We start from the raw sequence: 20,576 nt of genomic DNA, 5'->3' as shown, positions 1-20,576 counted from the left end.
TGCAGTCGCGCTGACGGCCCAAAAGGAGCGAACAGATGAGAAGATCAGCAGAGAACATATTGAGGGTCGTGGCGGTGCGCATCGACCCGGTCATCGAACAGCGCTTGCGGGTGCTGGCAGAGGCAACGGGGCGCAAGCAGTCGTTCTTCTTGCAGCGGCTGATTGAGGAAGGCATCGACGCGATGGAAGAAATCTGGCTGTCGCCGGACACGTTGGCCAAGGTTCGAAACGGTGGCTTGCCCGAACTGCTCAGCGCACACAGCACCACCTCGGATCTGTTCGACCTGGATGCGACCGGCGCAACCTCGTAGCCGTAGCGGTGGCCAGTCTTCAAAACCGATCGCAAAGATCGCGTTCAATTTCACTAGAGAGGAAGGCATTCAATGAACAAGCAGGAACTGATCGACGCTGTTGCTTCCGAGTCGGGTACAAGCAAGAGCGCCGCGGAAGAGGCGATCAATGCGGTCTTGAACACCATCTCGAAGGAAGTGGCGGCAGGCAACGCGGTTCAACTTGTTGGCTTTGGTACGTTCGGAAGTGGCGAGCGGGCAGCACGGACGGGTCGAAATCCCGCGACGGGCGAAGCGATCGAGATCGCGGCCGCGAAAACGGTCAAGTTCACGGCGGGCAAGGCATTCAAGGATGCCGTCAATCAGGCTTGAACACAGCGAGGACCGGATGCGCGCTTGGCGGCAGACGACCCAGTTGTCTACTGCCTCTCGCCGATCCAGTGACACCCGGTCAGAAAAGCTGAGTCTCGAGGGGCACGAGGTTGACCCATTTCACCGCCGTGCGACGCTCTTTTCCGTCAGGGTGAATCGAACGGATCATCACGCGTTGCCCGCGCGCTTCACCCATCACCTCGGCAATGCGATCCTGGTAACGCACCAAGGTACCGCGCGCCGGCTTGCGCTTAAGTTTCGTGCGACGAGTTGGAGCGGGCATATCTTGACGAACGAACGCGAGTTGATGTGCGATTATGCCTGTCGTCACGCAGCCGCGGACGTTTCGCCGCCTCAACTCTGTGGGAACACACCATGCGTCGCATTGCAGTTCGAACCTCGCGGATACATGGTCGAGGCGTTTTCGCGCTCATCAACATTGCCTGCGGCGATCCGATCATCGAGTACAAGGGTGAGATCATCACGATAAAGGAAGCGCAGCGCCGGGTCGAGCGGTCGACGGCGGAGGACGGCCATACGTTCTTCTTCAATCTCGACGGCGGTCGCATGATCGACGGCGCCCGAGGTGGAAACTCGGCCCGCTGGATCAATCACAGTTGCGCCCCTAACTGCGAAGCGGAGCAGCAAGGGGATCGTATCTTCATCCACGCAACCCGCGCGATCAAAGAGGGAACAGAACTCTTCATTGACTACCAGTTGGATGTAGAAGGGCGCAGAACAGCCGCGCTGAAGCGGATATACGCATGCCGCTGTGGCGCGCGTCGTTGTCGAGGAACCATGCTGGAGGCCCGTCGGTAAGGATCGGTTACTACGGCACCATGTGGTGGTGTGAGAATGACCACTGAAACGTGGAATGACAGCTTCCTCGACGCGGTGAAATCGATTAGCCTAAACGCGCCCTCGCATGAATCTTTCTTGAGCGTGACGACGATGCAGCAACTCGACATTTTCGCCGACAGCCGTGACGTAGCCTTGCGCAATGACGTGGTGGATCAGTTGCAATGTCGCAACGCGGCCGTCGCACGAACGGCACTGACGCTGCTTGCCCGCGAGTATCCGAGCGACAACGCCCTACCTGCGATGACCGTGCTCGTCGGCGAACTCGAGAACGTATCGACGCTTCCCGTGACCGATCATGCTGAGTTGGACACGATCTGCCGTCACTTGGAAGGGGAGGTCGTACCGGCTGCCCAACAGATCCTGTCCGAGCAGAACGCTCAATCGTGGTTGGCACCGTGCTGGCGCGCGCTTGCCCAGCGCGCCTCAACGCTGGCGTATCGAGGCACCGACCCAGACAGTCACGCGGCACCCCTATGGCTTCGGGCAAGCGAATATCACGCGGCAAGCGATGCGATCGAAACGATTGAGTCCTGGTGGCGCATCCCGTCACCACTCGCCTGGATGACCGAGGCGCGGTATCGGGCGGTCGGAATAGACGCGGCGTGGCCGCTACTCGCTGAGTTGGCGTGGTTGGCGCCGGCAAAGCTCACCACATTACTCGTCGTGCTGGAGGACGCCTCAGTCGACGCGCTGCGCCGACGCTTCGATGCCGCGTTTCCTGGCACAGGTGAGATCGAAGACTATGCGTGGTTCCCGGCGTGGCTGCTGGTGATCAAACCGGCGCTTGCGGGCAGGCTCGGCGAGGCGCGCGTGCAGCGTGACCTACCAGCATCGCGTGCGACCGCGTTGCTCGGGGAGATCCTGCGTCGGGAACATGAAGGTGACCAGTTCGAACTGATCGCTCTTCGTCAAGAACTCAGCCGCCTGCACGCGGGCCTGTTTGACGTGTACATGGCGACACGGAGAGCGCGGCATCGATGATTGAGCGTGCGCTGCTGGCTTTACGTCCGAACGGTTGCTGCGGACGTTTTGTTGAACCGGAACACAAACGCGCGCCGAGATGATGCCGCCAATGATGGTGCGGCCTGCTCGATATCAAGTGAACCAGTTGAAGTCGGTACAGCGCACCGTTTTCCAGAACCTTGGCGGCGCTGCTTCAACGAATCGATCAGGGGCGTGTCGTCGTGACCGAGTCGATCTGAGCGAGAAGGGCCGAGGCGACGCGCAGTTGGGCGGGCAGCAGATGGCTCGTCGCCAGAATCGACGTCACGCGAACGCGCCGATAGTTAAGCGGGAAAGCGGCCTCACGATGCCGGACGGCCATCGCAATCATGTTGCGTAGATGCGCAAGTTCGGTGTCCGTGGATCGCAATTCGCTGGAACTTGTAGGAAAATTAGCTTTGGCTTCCATTGCCCGTTTATCGGCTCGCATGATCGAAAACAACGGAAAAGCGTATGATCGCCGTCCGCCGGAGGGGGGCGAGAGTCTGTGAAACACACGGTGGCCGAAGTCGAGAGTTCGCTCAGGTTTTCGATTCTGCTCTTGTTGAAATGAACTGGTTTGCCCACTGCGCGACGCGCCACTATAAATTTGGGAAAAGGGACGAATTGTCGTATGTCAAAAGAGAAGCGGGCCGCTGACGCGCGGCGTACCGAACTGCTTAAGAAGGTGCAACAGCTGGAAGTGCGCTTGGCGACTGCGGTCAACGCATTAGCGCGGGAAAAATACACCAAGGAATTGGCAGAGGCAAGGCGGGCGTTGATGCTCCTGAATTGAAGCGCGAACGGAAAAAACTCATGTTGCGCAGATGCGCAAGTTCGGTGTGCGTCGATCGCAGCTCGCTGGAACTCGTAGGAAATTTAGCTTTGGCATCCATTGCCCGTTTATCGGTAGGTCGCTGAATTTCTTGAGCGCCGCGATCGATGGGCTCGATCACCTGACTCAGGGACGAAAGTCGAAGGGTTTGCAGTTGCGTGCTGATGCGTTTCCACGGCCTCCGTCGCGAATGGCGACTCCGCCTCAGCGTGACGAGACGCACTCTCGCAGTCGATCGTCGCGCCTGCTATGGTCGAATTAAATTGAGATCGAACCCTGACAACAGATTGTATGCGGACCCGACGTTGCAGCGTGCCGCGCGCCGGGGTCCGGAGCACCGACGAGATCAGCGCAGCACGCAACTCGGAAAGGGTTCCGGATGAACTTCCCTAATGTCTGGATCGGCTCTCTAGTCGCGCGCCTAGTTAAGCTATTCGAAGCGAGTTTTACGTCGTCGCTTGCTTCACAACAACACTGCTTGCTGCAAGAGCTCAAGCGCTTTCAACTCGTCTAATCGACCAGTGCGTGCTTTGCCTGCAAGTGTCTTGATTAGCGCCTCCGCAATGGGTTGGATACCGTCAAGTTTTTCCAGGCTTGTCGTGGAAGTTATTGGGTGTGGCGTCGCGTGAAGCTGCGGCACGGGCGCTACCGGAGCCTGCTCGATTATCGCGGGCACCGAGGCGTAGCTCTCTCGAACTGGGCCATCGGCTAGCTCAGAGGAGGTGCCCGCATGATCTTCGCTGACGAAAAGCGGTTCCACATCAGGGGAGACACGTTCGGAAATCGGCGAGCCATCGGGGTGGGTGCTCGGTTGATGCCGAGAAACAGACGTCTTTTTCCGTGAGGCAGGCTCCAGCAGGCGGGACACAGATTCTGGAATCTCTGCTTCCGAGCGAGAAGTATCCAGCCAACCACCTGGCAAACCGAGGCGTTCCGTGAAACGATTCGCTTCAGCATCGTCCATGCGTTTCTTGCCATGCAGTCGGTGGGCCATGTTGGAGCCAGTGAGTGCCATGAGCACGCCGAGCTTCGCTTTTGACCCATTGCGGGCGGTTAGAACGTGGAGATTTGCACGACGAATCTCCTGAATGGCTGCGGGTTCATTCAAGGCCAGCGATTGCTGCCGGCTCGTTTTGGCAGACGTCTCCACTTTGGCCGTTCCGCCTTTCGACGAGGCGCTAACGCCAGGCTGCTCAGACTTCACATTTCTTCTATTTTTGGCGGTCGATGGCGATCCGCCACTTGCTTTCTTGGGCATTTCCGATTCCTCGGGCGAGCGATCTTTGAAAACTGGTGTTTGAATGACTTGCAGGGCGGGACTTTGTTCGAACGCTTCAGGGTCGTCTTCTGCTTGGACGCCGGTCTGAGCAAAGTCTAACGGTGATTGCAACCGAGCAATTGTCTCGGGTGCGAGCACAGGATGAGACTGATCGAAGAAGCCGTGCGGTAGCCCAAGCGTGGTTTCCATATGAAAAGCCGTCTCGGGTGTGAATCGCTCTCCCTTCATGAGTTCGGCCACTCGCGTCAGGTTTGAATCAAGTCCTAAAGCAATGTTCTCCGCACCCACCGCGTCGACCAAAAACTGAAACGATCGCGTTTTGAAAATGGATGCGGTCGCGCTGGGGTCTCGCGTCGGAGCCCCCTTCAAGTAACGTTGGCCCTGTCGGTTAGATAACGCTTTCGTTACGTGGCGCGGTTGACGCTGGCCGCTGTCTCGAGATCCCGAGTATCGCCCGCGCGCTTGACTCATGAAGTCGGCTCCTTGCCCATTGTTTGAGACGATAGATCTGTGAATTATAGACGAGGCGGTCTTGTGCTTGTTCCGTCTACTATTGCGTTAGCCTGGCCACGTTTCGCTTTCAATCGCGGAGGGAAAAGGCAGATTAGATATACGAACAAACCTTTCAAGACCTCGCGTCGCCGACCCACTCGTGCGTCACGTCCGTCATGTCAGATTGCGAGGCCTCCTTCTTCACTTCGCGTCATAACCGGAGGGATGGACTCGCGCGATTGACGTTGGAGAACGCTTGTGCGCGTCAGTGCCGGAAGCGTCTGAAGGTAGCGGCGAGGCGCGGCCACTCGCGGCGAAGCGCTTGAGTCTCTCGCGCGCAGCAATATGCGCATACCGCGGCGCGCCGGCGAGTTGGCGATCTGCCTCCTGCAGCACCGCTTCGAACAACGGCCAATCTGCGGTTTCGAGCGTCCATACCCGCTCCGCTTCAGCGCGCTGCAGGCCGCGCTCCAAAGCCGCTTCGGCGCGCCCATAAACGAGTAAGTCCGTCTCGCCATACCCTGCATCCTGCACAAAGAACGTCACGTAGAGCATGTAAATAAGTTCATTGAACAGAAACGCCGATCCAGCGCCGGCACGACATGCCGCGAAGGTCAAATGATTCGACAACGCAACGGTCTGTGCCGCTGACGATGGCAAGGGCAGCAACATCCCTTTGCTGAAGGGCTTGCGGGCCAGCGATCGAGAAGGTTGTGAGCGTGAGCGGCGAGAAGGCATACAGCAAGAAGGAACGAAAGAGGTCTGCGTCCAACGGAACCGGAAAAATAATAACAAGTCAGGAGAATCGATATTGTGGTGCGCGCCTCGTTGGCGGCCGAACTGGTCTGCAAGGTTAGGGCGCCCACTAACTCGAGTGGCGATCAATGACGCGTCCTGATCTGCGCAGCAAATCTCCCCGAAGCCGCGGAGGAGCCCCTCGGACACTGTGACACCTACGTCGCTCCCCTCCTTTTGTAACGACAGGATGCCGAACAGCAGGAACTCGCGGCAATTGAGCCGTATCCCTGAAGAAATGACCTGCGGTGAGCGAGAGGGTGGCAGTACTCGGTCGAGCTAGGGAGTGCCCGGATGACCGCCCTCGCCATGGCCTATCTGTTGTTGAACAGACCGTTGGCGCATTTCGCAGGTCGGGCACGATTTACTCTTTGCGAACGCGGTCGTTGGCTCGTATCCGACGAGTCGCAATCTCAATGCTGTCCTTGACTTCAATGAGCCACAGCTAGGCTGGTGTGGATCAGTCGAAGAAAGGCAGAATATGAAGTCAATCGTGGCAAAGCGGGGTCCCCTTGCGACATCGGCATCCAGCACCGGTGCAGGCCCCAAAAGAGCGTCACGCGACGCGGATGGCGAGCTGGCGCACTTGGAAAAGGTAGTAGGCGCGGTAAGAGCGTCAGCAGCACATCAATTGCCAATCGCTTCAGCGTATTGGATGACACGCATACATCATCTGCGAGTTCACTACATCTTGCTCCCCGTTCAGCTCGCCCGGCTATCTGCTATTGAACGTTGCATCAAGGATTGCGCACGCGAACGAACAGTGGCGGCGCCGATACTCCCACGTCGAGTTGCGAGGGCAGCTTGATGGCGCGGCGAAAAATGGATACACAGCCGATACCGTGGGAACGTCTGCTTGCTATCATCGATCCCCGACAAGGTGGGCGTAGGCCTTCGTTGTCGTGGTCCGATTTCACTTTGATGCACTTGTCGAAGATAGGCGTTCGGTCTGGTCAGCCGGAAGCACACGACCACTTGCCGAAGTCGCGTCCGCTCTGCGCTGCATTCGACTTTCGTCGCGCGGTGCGGTTGCGAGAACCCCGCCAACAACGATCGCGCCGATGATGCCAATGCTTGACGCGAGCATGATCTGCCGGCAGAAGCTTCGAGGCGAGGACATCGAAATTTCTCCCGATGCTTCCGCCGGAGGGGCATTCGGCGGCAGAGCGGTCTGGCACCGTTTGCATACAGAGGCCATAGCGCTTACTTCGGCTCCGCATGTATCGCATATGTTGTAGCGCATTCTATTATTTTCTCGATTTTATACGTCGCGCGCGGGGGTGGTGGCCGCAAGCCAACGAGGACGGAGCGATGTCGGCATAACGGCAGTGGAAGCGCAAGACTTGAGACGCTTTGGCAGGTGATCTGACGAACAAAAAGGGATGTTCGTCGACGACTGTCGGATTTTGGCTCGACGTTGTCGTCGGGCGAAGTCGGGCGACCCACAACCACCGTCGTCACCGGGAGGCCTACACACGCTACGCAGACGACATCAGGACATCCCAGAAAGGACATCGCTTCATTTGCTTGGCTACGAGTTTTGCAGTTTTGCGAGCGAACGCAACGGTTAAGAAACTGATATTTATCTCGATAGATGCGTTTTCTGCCCCAATCAGCTGCAGATCCAGTACTGCCTCAGAACATTGAACGCAGATCATAGCGCGGCCGCGGTCGACAATGACGAAGCAGCGGCATTGCTGAACGAGGAGTTTCAGGGTTGCAACGGTCGGACCAAACTTGTATTACTGGTTGACCAGGCCATACCGTGGCGCTTGAGTGTCCTCGACGATCGCGACAGTGCCGAGCGATGACGAGCGATGACGGCAGTGTTGCAAACCTGCGTCAGCGTTCCGGTACGCTTCGCCGGCGGCCGGGCCGGTCGCAATGGTCCTGCCCGATCCCAGCACCCATCTGAGTACGAAAACGGACGGGGCGGCGATGCTCGTAGTACGGCCTGTCTCTACCACATACGCGGCTACTCTCGCAGCACATCACCGGGGGTAGTTAGACAGCGCTCGAAGACTTGAACTCTGTTCAATGTATTCACCGCGATTGACCGCCCCCTTCCCTGCTTCGACCGCGTCGGCAACAAAGCGTCGAGGGATGCCGAACGCCTTTACAAGCCCTGCCGACTGCGCGAGTTGCTCTTCTCGCGTCATCGCGTCGGATTCGATGGTGACAATGCACAGGCAAACTCTGGCCAGTCGCGCTTTGTTCGCCTTGAGCCAAACCGCGCGTAGCCTAGTGTCGCTCTGGTCTTCTGAAAACTCGCTTTCTTCGAAGACCATGAAGAACGGCTCGTTAGGCTCAATAAGTGTTTCGAGTTCGTCGCGCCATTGTGGTCCATTGCCTGGGGTGCGAAGTCATTCAGCCGGAGTGGATTCTTCTGCCTCCCCAGGCTGACCTGCACGCGGCACATCTTCAGCCGAACATTCGTCGGCTCACCCAGAACATCAACGAAACGGCATCACGCCGCGGACGGCGTTTTCGCGTCAATTCTCTTCTGCATCTGCCACTGGATCGATGAAAGATAGGCGCGCGATCCATCGGACATGCACTTCTTGATCCATCGCTCATCGAGCTTTCGATTGGATCTTGATTGGACTCCCGCGGGTCATCGCCGGAGCGCGGCATGCATGCGACAAATGACGTCAATCAACCCGACGCGCGGGGCTTGCATGTCTCCGATCAACGTGCTGCTGGTGGCCGCCTCTCCCGACACGAAGGCCGAGGGTGTCAGGGCGCGCATCGCCGCGCGCAGCGACATGCACTTGATCGACGACTCCATCTTCACAGTCGCGAAGGCCAACACTCGGCTTGGCGAATTGCCCGCGGAACCGCAGTGCGCGGTGATCGTCGTCGGATACGCGGGACAGACGGCGCAACTGGCCGAGCAATGGCTCGCCGCGCATGCGGATCTGGTCGTGCTGTGCGTCGATATCGTCGATGACTTCGTGCGCTTTTCGTGGCGCAATCCCTCGCTTGATACCCTGTTGTCCGCTTTGCTCGGGCTCGTGCTCCGCGCGGGTCCAGGCGGTGATGCGCGCATGTCGTGCATCGTGCTTCCTGCCATGGCGCTGTCGGATCATGCGGACTTCGTCGCCGCCGCGCACGCCGATCCACATCCGCTCTTCGACGCGTCGCTGAACTGGGTGTATGCGGCGCTGCGCGACGCGATCCTGCGCAGCCCCGGCGGGCAGGGCGATATCGCGGGGCTGTCGGTCACGGCGCAAACGCTGCTGCGGCTGCTCGACCGCGCCGGGGAGCGGAGCGAAGACGATCCACCGTCTGAACTCGCAAATGCCGATGAGTGCTTCATCGACGCCCTCGCGCGGGCCGACGCCGACACCGAGCCGTTCGCGATGCTCTGCCGCCGGCTGGACCTCGATCTGCCCGAAGCGCGGCTGCTGACGCTCGCCTTCGCGCCCGAGTTGGACTTGCACTGTCAGCGTTGTTTCGGCTTCCTGCTCGATGACATGAGCCGCCGCGCAGGCACGATCGTTCTGCTCGCGTCGCTGCTCGGCGTCCCGGCGCGCATACGCACGCGGCTGGCGGCATCGCACTCGCTCACGCGCTGGCGCATTTTCGAGAGCGCCTGCCGTGGCGTGCTCGCGGCCGACGAACCCGTGCGCGTCGATCCACCGCTTGTTGCATGGCTGTTCGGCGAGCCGGACGCACTCGATGACGATGCACGCGTGCGCCGCGTAATGCGCGTTGCCGCGTGGCCGGGTGCCGCGTTGCTCGACGGGCCACCGCGCGAGTACGCGATGTCGCTCGTCGCGCGCCTGCGCGATGCCGCCGCGCCTCACTGGGTTTTGCTGCCGGACGCGTCGCCGTCGTGGCGCGCGCTGATCGAATGCGGTGCGGCGTCAGCAGGCGTGCGGCTGGCGCGCGTCGAAACGCAGCGGCTCGCGGGGCTCGATCTGGTCGAGGTCGAAGAATCCGCGCTTCGGATCGCGCGCATGGCAAGGCTCACCACGCGCATCATCGCGATCGATGTCGCGCCCGGAGAAGAAACGCCGCAAGAAGAGGATACGCTGCGCACGCTGTTCGAGACGCTGTATGGAGCAGGCGCCGCCGCCGTGATCTTCTGCCCGGACGGCGTGCGCATGGCGCGGCTCGTGGCCGATATGTCGCATACACTGATCGACGCCGAACCGTTGCAGCCGGACGATCATCAGCGCGCGATCGCGGCCGCCGCGCGCGACGCCGGGGTGGCGCTCGACGCGCAGGAGGCAGCCCGTTTCGCCGCGCGTTATCCGCTCGACATCGAAGGCTTCGCCGAAGCGGGCCGGCTTGCGCGCGTGCGCGGACGTAATGACGGGCAGGATGACGCGGCGCGGGAGCGTTTCGCCGCGGCGTGCAAGATGGCATCGACGCGCGGCAACTCCAATCTGTTTGAACGGATCGAGCCGTTTTTCAGGCTCGACGATGTCGTGCTGCCCGTCGCGGCCCGCGATCAGCTCGTCGAAATCGTCGACAGCGTGCGCTTTGCCGGGCAAGTGCTCGACGACTGGAACTTCGGCGCCCGGCTTCCATACGGGCGTGGGGTCGGTGCGCTCTTTCACGGGCCGAGCGGCACCGGCAAGACGATGGCGGCGCTCGGCATCGCGCGGGAACTCGGCGTTCATCTGCTACGCATCGATCTGTCACGAGTAGTCAGCAAATACATCGGCGATACCGAGAAGCATCTTGATCGCGTGTTCACCGACGCGCAACGCTCGGGCGCGGCGCTTCTCATCGACGAGGCCGATGCGCTGTTCGGCAAGCGCGGCGAAGTGCGCGACGCGCACGACCGCTACGCGAACATCGAGGTCGCTTATCTGCTGCAACGGATGGAAGCGTTCGCGGGCCTCGCCATGCTCACGACCAACCTGGGCGAAAACGTCGATGCGGCGTTTCTGCGCAGACTGCGCTTCGTCGTCGAGTTTCCGCGGCCCGACCTGGGCGCGCGTATTCAGATCTGGCGGCGCTGTCTGCCGGACGGCTCGCACACGCTCGATGACGCCGCTTTCCGTCAGCTCGGACGCTCGATCGAACTGACGGGCGGCCATATCCGACAAATCACGCTCAGGGCGGCGTTTCTGGCTGCATCGGCGGGCGCGCGCATCGGTACTGCGCATATCGCGCATGCGGCTCGTGCCGAACTCGCGAAGCACGGCATGCCGCTCGTCGACATTCCTTTCACATGTGAGCGGAGCGCGGCATGAGCGCCGATGCGATCTACCAGGTCACGGTGGCGCTGCGCCTGCGGCTCGAACGCGCGCTGGAGCAATCGCAGGTCAAAGGCCGGGTGTTCGTGGGACCGCTCGACGACGCCAAGGCCAAAACCGCGTCGCTCATCCTTTTCCTTTACCGCGTTGCGCCGAGCGCGAATCTGCGCAACCACGAGCATCACGTGATTTCCAATGAGCCACCGCCACCCGTCATCGTGTTCAGGAACTCGCTCCCGCTCGATCTCCGCTATCTCGTATCGATCGGAAATACGCGCGCCGACGCGACCGAGGAGATCCTGCTGCGCTCGCTCGGTTTCGCGATGCGCGAGCTGAATCTCGATCCCGATCTCACTGGCCCGGAAGTCGGCAATGAAACCGTGCACGTGTCGCTCGATGCGCTGTCGCTGGAGGACATGAGCCGCGTCTGGGCGCTTTTTCCACAGGTCAACTACCGGACCTCGGTAGCGTATCTCGCGACGCCCGTATGGGTCGACCCGCCGATGCCGGAAGAAACGGCCGCCTGTGTGCTACAGGACGCCCTGGTGGCCGGTTATGTCGATGCGGAGGCGGGCGATGTCTGACTCCGCAATCCGCGTTCCCGCCGAGCAAGGTTATGTGCGCCGCGTGCTGTTCGCGGTGGAGATTGTGGACGCCGTCACGCTGGTGCCGGTGACGGAAGGAATCGGCGTTTCGGCGACCGGTCTGTCGCGCAGGCCCGTGGTCAATCGCAGCGGCCTGCATGTGTTTCTCGACGAGGGCAAAGCGCAGCCGGGTGAGATTGTCGTGATCACACGGGGCACGCCTTACGAGAGCGTCACCGTGCCCGCACCCGTACCGCCCGCGCGCAGGAGGCGCATCGAACTCGCGCCCCGCTCCGGCTATCCGTTCGTCGCGGGTGTCACGGCGATGCGCGGCGTGCTGATCGAAAGCTATGCGGGCGAGCGCACGCCGATTGGAAGGGCCGCCGTCGGCCTGCAATGGCTGGAGCCGATCGAGCATGGCGGCGATGCCGCCGATCCGCTATGGAGAGATCCCGGCTTGCGCTCGCACAGTGACGACGGCGGGGATTTCGCCGCGATCCTTCGTCTTAGACCGGCGGAGACGCCGGAAAGGGCCAAAGACGGCGCTTTGCGGGTACGGCTGTGCGTGGCGCGCGACGGCACGGTTCGCACTTCCAGAGAATTCCCGCTTTGGCAAGGCCGCGTCGCGGACGCGTTGCCACCATTTGCCTGGGACGAGCTTGCGCCCTGAGTCCGCCATTCAGGAGGCTGTCGCCATGAATCAAGAGCCGAATCAGTACCAGGGACAGGTGCCTGCGGCTAATCCCTGCAACACCTCGCAGCAGCCGCCCGCGACGCAGCCGCCGTGCGGACAGCAGCCCGCACCGACGCCTTGTGATCCGACGCCCGCGCCGACGCCTTGTGATCCAGCGCCCGCACCAATGCCCGCGCCGACACCTTGTGAACCGAAGCCCACCACTCCCACGTCCACAGGTGTGCCCAAACTCCCCGACCCGCCGCAGCGCTGCACCGACTGCTGCTGTCCTGAGAAGCCGCCCGCGAGTCCTGACTGTTTCGACAGGCTTATCGAGGAACAGACCAAGATCCTCACGGCAGCGGACAAGGCGAAGAATTTCGCAAACGAACTGGCGGAAAGGCAGAAGGGGGCGATCAATGCGCAACAGAAATACACGGTGGATATGTACAACCAGTTTCTCGACAGCTGGACCCATAACGATGTCCTGATCGTCAAGGCATGCAACACGCTGGCGTGCCAGTTGTCGTGCTGGCACTGCCTGATCGAATGCCGGCTTTGTCCCTTGCTCTACGACATTCGCGACCTCGAAGACAAGCTCGATGGCACCGGCAAGCTGCCCGGCGAGGTGTTCTCGCTTCGCGACCTGGGCAACTGGAGGGCGCGCGACCTGTACATGAAGAGCCAGAGATTCACGCGGATCGAGGCCATCATCGTCGCCTGGGAGAAACTCATCGAGAAGATCAGCGGGGCGCTGACCGAAATCAACAAGTGGCTGACCGAGTTCGACAATGGAAGCAAAAACAGCAATGTGGCCAAGAACCTGTACGAACTGCTCGGAAGCATCGTGCCCCTCCATATGATGATCGGCCCGCGAGAAGCGGACGGGAGCGTCCACACGCAGATAGACAGAAAGTTCATCGATATCTGCAATGGCGACGCGCGTTCGCCTGACCAGGCCTGCGGTCCCGATATGGGGCGTCTTCCGGTGCGCCTCGAACTGATCGGTATGCCGCCTGGACCCTATCCATACCTCGTGCATCCCGACCGACTCCTCGAGATTCTGTGCTGCCTCGTGACGGGCTACTACAAGCCGGCAAAGCAGGCGCAAGTCGAGGCGGAGGCCGATCTGGCTGCGATCACTGCCCAGATCACCAAGGCACAAACCGACATCACGAAGAGGAAGGCGTCGCTGGCCGCCGACTTCCTCTTCGGTCTCGAGATCCCGGTCGATTGCAACCAGTACCGCGATAAGCCGACCACGCCACCGCCTCCGTCGACAGGCGACTGTCAGAAGCCCGCGCCCACCGATCCGCCTTGCGACTGCGCGAAGCACGGCACGAACGATCCGGCGCCGCCGCGCTGAAAGCGCCTCGCCGATGATATGCACGCCGTGCCGTGACCGAACGCCCCAGTGAACCCGGAGAACCCTTATGTCCGAATATCTGCATCCCGGCGTCTATATCGAAGAGATCGAACGCGGGCCCCGGCCGATTGAAGGCGTTCCGACCAGCACCGCCGCGTTTCTCGGTGAGGCGGAGCGCGGTTCCATCACGCCGCGCCTCGTGACCAGCTTCAAGGAATATCAGCGCTGGTTCGGCGGCGTCTATGCGCCCGACAAGTTTCTGCCCTATGCCGTCAGCGGCTTCTTCGAAAACGGCGGCGCGCGCGTGTATATCTGCCGGCTCGTCGGGCAGGCGGCCTCGCCGGCGCAGGCGGCCTTCGGCGATTTCCTCGTGCGCGCGGCGGGGCCGGGAAGCTGGGGCCGGCGCGTATGGGCGACGATCCAGGACAGCACGACGAAGAACAAGGACAACCAGCCGGTCGGATTCAGGCTGCGGCTCGCCTATTGGGTCGACGGACAGCAACCCTTCGATCCGTTCACCGAAGAAGGACGCCGGAAGACACCGCAGCCGGCCTATACCGAGGACTTCGACGACCTCGTGCTCAACGAGAGTTCGCCGGATTATTTCGGCAAGCGCTTGCCGTTCATCGATTTCGACAAGGGCGACGTGAACCAGGGGCCTGACAGCTCGGCGCTCGGCATGCTCGTACGCAATGCCGGGGCGCCCGCAAACACGCGCCCCGAAAACGGCAGCCAGGTGCTCACCGACGGTGGCGCGGACGACGCCAACGGGCTAGGCAGCGACGATTACGTAGGGTTGCCCGCGGAGGCGCGCCTGCAGGCTCAGGGTTTGTCGGCGCTTGAGCTGGATCCGTTTAGAGATGTAGCGCTCGTCTATGCGCCGAACGTGGACAAGGACATTGCGGGGAAGATCATCGATCATTGCGAGCTGCTGCGCTTTCGCTTCGCGGTCGTCGACAGCCCCAAGGGGCAGAACAATCCCGGCGCACTCGACCCGCGCACCGGGATGAACACGGATTCGAGCTACGTGGCGTTCTACTATCCGTGGATCGTGATCTCCGACCCAGTCACGGGCGCACGCAAGCTGGTGCCGCCAGGCGGTCATTCGATCGGCGTCTATGCGCGGACCGACACCGAGCGGGGCGTGTTCAAGGCGCCCGCCAACGAAACCGTGCGCGGCGCGCTCGATCTCGAATACGACATCAACGACGCGACCCAGGACACGCTCAATCCGCGCGGCGTCAACGTGATCCGGCGCTTTCCAGGCCGCGGCATACGCGTGTGGGGCGCGCGGACGCTCACGTCGAACTCGCTCTGGAAATACGTGAGCGTGCGGCGCCTGTTCATTTTCCTGGAGCGCTCGATCTACGAAGGCACGCAATGGGTGGTCTTCGAGCCGAACGATTCGCGCCTGTGGGCACGCGTCACCGACACGATCCGCCTGTTCTTGCGCTCGCAATGGCGGCTCGGCGCCCTGTTCGGACGCACGGAGGAACAGGCGTTTTTCATCAACTGCAATGAAACGGTGATGTCGCAGGACGACATCCTGAACGGCCGGCTGATCTGCGAGATCGGCATCGCGCCGGTCCGTCCTGCGGAATTCGTGATCTTCCGCATCTTCCAGAACACCGCGGAATCTCAACGATAGGAGCGCGCCATGGCACGCATCGATCCACTACGCAATTTCCGCTACCGGCTCGAGATCGACAACATCACGCAGGCGGGTTTCAGTGAAGTCGCCATCGCCGAGACGACCATCGACGCAGTCGATTATCGCGAGGGCACGGACCCGCCGCATGTGCGCAAGCTCTCCGGCCTCACTAAATACGGCAGCATCACGCTGAAAGCGGGCATGACCGTCGGCGCGAGCGGACTCGAACTCTTCAAATGGCACAGCGACGTGTCGGCCGGGCAGATCAAGGACAAGCGCAAGAAAGTGGTGATCGTCGTGCAGGACGAGGCAGGCGACGAGAGCGCGGGTGCGCGTTTCGTGATTACCGACGCCTGGCCGATCAAGTACGATCCGAGCGATCTCAACGGTAAGGGAAACGAAGTAATGATCGAATTGCTGGAACTGGCCAACGAAGGCATCGAACGGGTGAAGTGAGGCGGAGAACATCATGAGCACGAGCGCGCATCCCGCGTTTCAGACCGAAATCGACTTCGAACTTCCCAAGGGTTACGTGGATGCGGACGGCGTGCTGCATCGACGGGGCGTCATGCGGCTCGCAACCGCAGCCGATGAAATCCTGCCGCTGCGCGACCCGCGCGTGCAGCAGAACGAGGCGTATCTCGTGGTGATCGTGCTGGCGCGGGTGATCGTCCGGCTGGGGTCGCTGCAAGACATTCATCCGGGCGTCGTCGAAGGTTTGTATGCATCCGATCTCGCCTATCTGCAGCGGCTCTACGACCGTATCAACGCCGCCGACGATGCCGAGCCCGAGGCCAGCCCCTCACGCGCCTTCGCAGGCGGTGGCGCCTTGCGGAGGATCACCGCGCTGGGGGAGGCATGAGGGCCTATCCCGTGAACTGGCTCTACGAGGAGATGGCCTTCATCGCGCATCACTTTCACTGGAGCCATGCCGATCTCGTGAGTCTTGAACATCGGGAAAGGCGCCGCTGGTGCCGCGAGATCTCGCGCATCAACCGGGCGCTCGACGGCGCGCAGCCCAACCCTTTCGACGTGTGAAGGAGGCAGATCATGGCCCGGCTGGACCCGCTGCGCGGTTTTCGCTTCCTCGTCGAGATCGAAGGCATTACCTCCGGCGGGTTCGTGCGCGTGAAGGGCATGCAGCGCGAAGTGAAGCACGAGTCTTTCCGCGAGGGCGGCGTCAACGACTACGAGCACAAACTCGTCTCGCAGGTAACTTATTCATCGGTGGTGCTGGAGCGGGGACTCGCGCTCGACGATCTCTGGAACTGGGCGCAAGCGGCCGCCGACGGCAACGTCACGCGCAAGACGATCCGCATCCGGCTACAGGACGAGGCCGGCGAGAAGGCCTGGGCATGGCAACTCGATTACGCCATTCCCGTGAAGTGGTCGTCGTCCGATCTGGATGGAGCGAACTCGCAGGTGTTGATGGAAAGCCTGGAAATCGCGCATCACGGACTGAGGAAAGCGACATGAAAATGACCGCCGCCCTCGCTGCCAGCCGCTTTCTCGCGCGTCGTCTCGGCGCGCCGCCTGCGCGCGGCCGGGCGTGGAAGCGCTGGCGGCGACTAGCCCGGCCTCTCGCGCGTGCCGCAAAGCCGTTCGCGCGGACGGTTGCGCGCACGCATGATGCGGGATCGGTCGTGGCGCTGCACATGTGTTGGACGATCATCCACCGCGCGGAGAGCGCGCACGCGCGATGCGCAACAGCGCGCCCGGGGCGGCCGATGCAACCACGGACGCGAGCCGCGCCGGTTGGTTCAAGCCGTGACCTCACGCAGGCCGCCGTATCGATTCGCAACCGCTGGTGTCTCGCATCCCCCATACCAGGTGAACGGAGCGCGGCCGGTGGGGCTCGTCCGAGGATCGGGCCGTCCGTCGCCCGTGTCGCGGCACTGCGGCCACACTGCGACGCCGCCGCGGAATCACAGCGCAATGTGCCGATTCGCCTGGCCGACGCGCGCAGGGCGAATGCTGCGTCGGGCGACATCCGCGTCGCGGCGATGGAACGAGGCCTAATGGCACATCCGCGGGGGGCTGCTCCATCTCCGTCACTGCGCTGGCCGGCAGGCGGATCGATCGGCAATCCGAAGCGAATCGTGAGGCGACCGCGGGCGATAACGACGAATGCGGCGGGCGGATCGCAGACGCGTGCTACGGCGCGTGCGTCCGAACTCATTTGGCGCAAGCCGAAGCTGCTGGAGACGCACGACATCGGCGCGCGCGAACTGCCCGAGCCGCGCGATGCGCTCACGGTGGACGCAGCGCAAAGGACGGGCAGCGTACAGGCGGACAGGGTTATCACGGCCGCGACGGCCGCGACTGCTGCCGCGGGTGGCGCGGCGCTGAATTCCGCCTACGCGGAACGCATCGCGGAGGACGTTATCCGCCGGGTCGAACGGCGTATTCGGATCGAGCGCGAAAGAAGGGGGCACTGACCGTCATGAGCCAGAACCATCTGCAGAAGGCGACGATCACGGCGCTCGAAGGCGTGAGCCGCAACAAGGTCATTACCGTGCTGTTCAATCCGGCCGAGTACAGCTTCGAGCGCAGCAACTCCTACAAGGCCACGCCGATTCCCGGTCTGGGTGCGCCGCTCTTGCAGTTCGTCAACGGCGAGTGCGACCAGCTCAGCATGGAGCTTTTCCTCGACGATTACACCGATCCGCAAGGCCCGACTTCGATGCGGCAGAAGGAATCGGACCCGGTCATGAAGCGCCTGCGCGATCTGACGAAGCTGCTCGAAATCGACCGGAGCCTGCATGCGCCGCCGCCCGTGCGGTTCAACTGGGGGCCGATGGAGTTCGTCGCCGTCATCGAAAAACTCGGTCGCAAGGTCACCAAGTTTCATCCCGACGGCACGCCCGCCCGCGCGACGCTCTCGGTCAGCTTCAAGGAATATCGGACGCTGCGTGAACAGTTGGAGGACCCGCGCCGGGAATCGGCGGACAAGACGAGGCGGCGCGTCGTCGTCGGCCGCGACAGCCTGTGGGCGCTCGCCGCGCGCGAGTATGGCGACGCGAACGAATGGGTGCGCATCGCCCGGGCGAACGACCTCAACGATCCGCGTGACATCGCACCGGGCGACTGGCTGGAACTGCCGCCCATCGAGAATCCAGATGGAACTGTCGACGCTCTCTGAGCGCTACGCCAATTTTCGAGCGCCGGCCTTCTCGGTTCGCATGGGACGCAACGATCTCGTGCGCGACTTGCTGCTGGCCATCGGCCAGGTGGAAGTGGACCTGTCGCTCGGCGCGGCGGCGCGCTTCAATTTCAGCGTGCCGCAGGCCTATGACATCGAGACACGCACTTTTCTGACGGGCCGCGGCGCTCGCGTGCTCGACCTGCTCAGGTTCGGGGCGCAGGTCGAAATCTGCATGGGCTATGGCGACGCGCGCACCGTGCCGCTGGTCGTGAGCGGCGTGATCACCGAGATCACGACGAGCTTCCCCGAGGCGGGCGCGCCCGAACTGTCGATCGCGGGCTACGACCACGCCTTCCCGCTGACGGTCGGAAAGAGCTCTCGGGCGTGGAGCAAGGCGCTCGAAAGTGACGCGGCGCATCAGATCGCCAGTTTCCACAATCTCGGCGCGAAGATCGAATCGACGCTGGAGCGGCTGGAGCAGATCGAGCAGAACCAAGAAAGCGATTTCGAATTTCTGAAGAAGCTCGCGGATCGAAATCACTTCGAGTTGTTCGTTGACGAACGCCGCACGCTGCACTTCCACAAACCCAACGACAACGCGCCGCCCGTCGTGCGTCTCGCATGGGGCGAGGGTCTGCTGTCGTTCAAGCCAGAGGCGAACCTCGCCGGGCAGATTACACGCGTCGAAGTGTATGGCTGGGATCTGAAACGCAAGGCACAGGTCGTGGGCGTTGCGACCGCCGGCGACGAGTCCGGGAAGAAAGCCAACGACGAGAGCGCCGCCCAGGTCCTGAAGAGGTTCGTGAAGGACCCGGACAAGCAACCCGTGCTGCGACTGCGACAGGCCGTCACGACGCAGGGCGAGGCCGAAAAGCGCGCGCGCGCGGTGCTTAACGAGCGCGCCAAGCAATTCCTCACCGGCGAGGCCGAAGCCATCGGTCTGCCCGAACTGCGGCCCGATCGCAACGTGACGCTCGATAACCTCGGCGCGCCGTTTTCTAAGTCGTACTACATCCAGCAGACGACGCACAAGATCGACGCGGGCGGCTACCGCACACGTTTCAAAGTCAAGGAGACCGGACTATGAGCTTGCTCGCCGATACCGCGCCGCGCGAAACCGAAGTCGAGGCGGGTGGCTATGTAAAGGGCGTGGCGATTGCCGTCGTCACGCAAAACAAGGACCCGAACGGGCTGTGCCGCGTGAAGGTCCGTTTTCCGTGGCACGAGAAGCCTCGCGAGAGCGACTGGGCGCGGCTCGCTATGCCGATGGCGGGCAAGGGTCGCGGGTTCATGGTGATACCCGAGGTCGGCGACGAAGTGCTCGTCGCTTTCGAGCGCGGAGACCTCACGCTGCCCTACGTCCTCGGCGTGTTGTGGAACGGCGACGACAAGCCGCCCGGCGCTAACACCGATGGCCGCAACGATCAGCGACGCTGGGTGTCGCGCAAGCGGCACTACCTGTTGTTCGATGACGGCGAGCGTGGCGTGGTCGAACTCACGCACGAGAAGGGCCGCAAGGTGGTGATCGACGATAGCGGCATCCGCATGCAGGACGAGCACGGCAACGAGGTGAGCATCGACAGCGACAGCGGCGCGATGACGCTCAAGGCGATCGGCGATCTGAAGATCCAGGCGCGCAGCGTGAAGATCGAGGCGTCGAGCACACTGGACCTTTCCGCGAGCGCCTTGCTCAGCGTGAGCGGCCAGCAGGTAAAGATCAACTGACCGGAGACAAGGCCATGGGACAGCCCGCTGCACGCCTAATGGATCTGACAGGCCACGGCTTTCCGCTGATGGCGGGCCCCGGCTGCCCGACGGTGCTGATCGGCGGCCGCCCCGCGTGGCGTGCTCTCGTGGACACGATGCGGTGCCCGCTCATCGACGGCCTGAAACCGCACGTGGGCGGCGTCGTCATGATCGGCAGCGCGACCGTGACGATCGGCGGCGCGCCGGCCGCGCGCCAGGGCGACGTGATCGTCGAGGCGGGCATGTCGAACCCGATCGCGCAGGGCGAACCGACTGTGATGATCGGATAGAGG

At 62.2% G+C, this 20,576-nt stretch carries 24 protein-coding genes; 19 read left to right on the top strand and 5 right to left on the bottom strand.

Annotated elements, in window-relative coordinates:
• Positions 1–35 precede the first annotated feature (35 nt).
• Complete coding sequence (locus BTHE68_RS36320) at positions 36–311, top strand: YlcI/YnfO family protein (protein WP_162071136.1); 276 nt, start codon at positions 36–38, stop codon at positions 309–311.
• 72 nt (positions 312–383) lie between these two features.
• Complete coding sequence (locus BTHE68_RS36315; RefSeq protein ID WP_162071135.1) at positions 384–662, top strand: HU family DNA-binding protein; 279 nt, start codon at positions 384–386, stop codon at positions 660–662.
• 79 nt (positions 663–741) lie between these two features.
• On the opposite strand, the gene BTHE68_RS36310 is transcribed toward BTHE68_RS36315, so the two are convergent.
• Complete coding sequence (locus BTHE68_RS36310; RefSeq protein ID WP_232078385.1) at positions 742–993, bottom strand: hypothetical protein; 252 nt, start codon at positions 991–993, stop codon at positions 742–744.
• Between the two features lie 44 nt (positions 994–1,037).
• On the opposite strand from BTHE68_RS36310, the gene BTHE68_RS36305 reads away from it, so the two are divergent.
• Positions 1,038–1,481, top strand: coding sequence for an SET domain-containing protein (locus tag BTHE68_RS36305; protein WP_162071134.1), 444 nt, complete (start codon positions 1,038–1,040; stop codon positions 1,479–1,481).
• 36 nt (positions 1,482–1,517) lie between these two features.
• Positions 1,518–2,504, top strand: a complete 987-nt coding sequence (locus tag BTHE68_RS36300) for a hypothetical protein (RefSeq protein ID WP_232078382.1) — start codon at positions 1,518–1,520, stop codon at positions 2,502–2,504.
• A gap of 187 nt (positions 2,505–2,691) precedes the next feature.
• On the opposite strand, the gene BTHE68_RS36295 is transcribed toward BTHE68_RS36300, so the two are convergent.
• Positions 2,692–2,934, bottom strand: a complete 243-nt coding sequence (locus BTHE68_RS36295; RefSeq protein ID WP_162071133.1) for a hypothetical protein — start codon at positions 2,932–2,934, stop codon at positions 2,692–2,694.
• 204 nt (positions 2,935–3,138) lie between these two features.
• On the opposite strand from BTHE68_RS36295, the gene BTHE68_RS36290 reads away from it, so the two are divergent.
• Positions 3,139–3,300: a hypothetical protein gene (locus BTHE68_RS36290; protein ID WP_160147514.1), complete on the top strand. Its 162-nt coding sequence runs from the start codon at positions 3,139–3,141 to the stop codon at positions 3,298–3,300.
• 502 nt (positions 3,301–3,802) lie between these two features.
• On the opposite strand, the gene BTHE68_RS36285 is transcribed toward BTHE68_RS36290, so the two are convergent.
• The 3 genes from BTHE68_RS36285 to BTHE68_RS36275 form a co-directional block, all read right to left on the bottom strand.
• Positions 3,803–5,089, bottom strand: coding sequence for a hypothetical protein (locus BTHE68_RS36285; protein ID WP_162071132.1), 1,287 nt, complete (start codon positions 5,087–5,089; stop codon positions 3,803–3,805).
• Between the two features lie 222 nt (positions 5,090–5,311).
• Positions 5,312–5,782 (bottom strand): hypothetical protein, encoded by a 471-nt coding sequence (locus tag BTHE68_RS36280; protein WP_197919779.1) that lies wholly within the window; start codon positions 5,780–5,782, stop codon positions 5,312–5,314.
• Positions 5,783–7,896: 2,114 nt separating this feature from the next.
• Positions 7,897–8,193 carry a hypothetical protein gene (locus BTHE68_RS36275; protein WP_162071131.1) on the bottom strand — a complete coding sequence of 99 codons (297 nt, stop codon included), beginning with the start codon at positions 8,191–8,193 and terminating at the stop codon, positions 7,897–7,899.
• A 390-nt stretch (positions 8,194–8,583) separates the two neighbouring features.
• On the opposite strand from BTHE68_RS36275, the gene BTHE68_RS36270 reads away from it, so the two are divergent.
• The 14 genes from BTHE68_RS36270 to BTHE68_RS36205 all read left to right on the top strand — a co-directional run bounded on the left by BTHE68_RS36270 (position 8,584) and on the right by BTHE68_RS36205 (position 20,573).
• A complete protein-coding gene (locus tag BTHE68_RS36270) occupies positions 8,584–11,115 on the top strand; it encodes an ATP-binding protein (protein WP_162071130.1) in 2,532 nt (843 codons plus the stop codon).
• A complete protein-coding gene (locus tag BTHE68_RS36265; protein WP_162071129.1) occupies positions 11,112–11,702 on the top strand; it encodes a Pvc16 family protein in 591 nt (196 codons plus the stop codon). Before BTHE68_RS36270 ends, BTHE68_RS36265 begins: the two co-directional genes overlap by 4 nt.
• A complete protein-coding gene (locus BTHE68_RS36260) occupies positions 11,695–12,372 on the top strand; it encodes a hypothetical protein (protein WP_162071128.1) in 678 nt (225 codons plus the stop codon). Before BTHE68_RS36265 ends, BTHE68_RS36260 begins: the two co-directional genes overlap by 8 nt.
• A gap of 25 nt (positions 12,373–12,397) precedes the next feature.
• Positions 12,398–13,741 (top strand): hypothetical protein, encoded by a 1,344-nt coding sequence (locus tag BTHE68_RS37115; RefSeq protein ID WP_162070995.1) that lies wholly within the window; start codon positions 12,398–12,400, stop codon positions 13,739–13,741.
• A gap of 67 nt (positions 13,742–13,808) precedes the next feature.
• Positions 13,809–15,389: a phage tail sheath family protein gene (locus BTHE68_RS36250; RefSeq protein WP_162071127.1), complete on the top strand. Its 1,581-nt coding sequence runs from the start codon at positions 13,809–13,811 to the stop codon at positions 15,387–15,389.
• A 9-nt stretch (positions 15,390–15,398) separates the two neighbouring features.
• Positions 15,399–15,848 (top strand): phage tail protein, encoded by a 450-nt coding sequence (locus tag BTHE68_RS36245; RefSeq protein ID WP_162071126.1) that lies wholly within the window; start codon positions 15,399–15,401, stop codon positions 15,846–15,848.
• Positions 15,849–15,861: 13 nt separating this feature from the next.
• Positions 15,862–16,254, top strand: coding sequence for a hypothetical protein (locus tag BTHE68_RS36240; RefSeq protein WP_162071125.1), 393 nt, complete (start codon positions 15,862–15,864; stop codon positions 16,252–16,254).
• Entirely contained in the window at positions 16,251–16,430 is a 180-nt protein-coding gene (locus tag BTHE68_RS36235) for a DUF6760 family protein (RefSeq protein ID WP_162071124.1), read from the top strand. Before BTHE68_RS36240 ends, BTHE68_RS36235 begins: the two co-directional genes overlap by 4 nt.
• Before the next feature lie 12 nt (positions 16,431–16,442).
• Entirely contained in the window at positions 16,443–16,868 is a 426-nt protein-coding gene (locus tag BTHE68_RS36230; protein ID WP_162071123.1) for a phage tail protein, read from the top strand.
• The gene (locus tag BTHE68_RS36225) at positions 16,865–17,830 is read left to right on the top strand and encodes a hypothetical protein (RefSeq protein ID WP_162071122.1); all 966 of its coding nucleotides are present in this window, start codon (positions 16,865–16,867) and stop codon (positions 17,828–17,830) included. The genes BTHE68_RS36230 and BTHE68_RS36225 overlap by 4 nt, the downstream gene beginning before the upstream one ends.
• Positions 17,831–17,835: 5 nt before the next feature.
• Positions 17,836–18,534, top strand: coding sequence for a CIS tube protein (locus BTHE68_RS36220; RefSeq protein ID WP_162071121.1), 699 nt, complete (start codon positions 17,836–17,838; stop codon positions 18,532–18,534).
• Positions 18,512–19,624 carry a phage late control D family protein gene (locus BTHE68_RS36215; RefSeq protein WP_162071120.1) on the top strand — a complete coding sequence of 371 codons (1,113 nt, stop codon included), beginning with the start codon at positions 18,512–18,514 and terminating at the stop codon, positions 19,622–19,624. Before BTHE68_RS36220 ends, BTHE68_RS36215 begins: the two co-directional genes overlap by 23 nt.
• Entirely contained in the window at positions 19,621–20,262 is a 642-nt protein-coding gene (locus tag BTHE68_RS36210; RefSeq protein WP_162071119.1) for a phage baseplate assembly protein V, read from the top strand. Before BTHE68_RS36215 ends, BTHE68_RS36210 begins: the two co-directional genes overlap by 4 nt.
• A 14-nt stretch (positions 20,263–20,276) precedes the next feature.
• Complete coding sequence (locus tag BTHE68_RS36205) at positions 20,277–20,573, top strand: PAAR domain-containing protein (RefSeq protein WP_162071118.1); 297 nt, start codon at positions 20,277–20,279, stop codon at positions 20,571–20,573.
• Positions 20,574–20,576: the final 3 nt, after the last annotated feature.

Origin of the sequence: Burkholderia sp. THE68, from assembly GCF_009938265.1 — a bacterium.
Lineage (GTDB): Bacteria > Pseudomonadota > Gammaproteobacteria > Burkholderiales > Burkholderiaceae > Caballeronia.
Note: the sequence above shows the minus strand (reverse complement) of the source record. Positions and strands in the feature narration are given on the sequence as shown.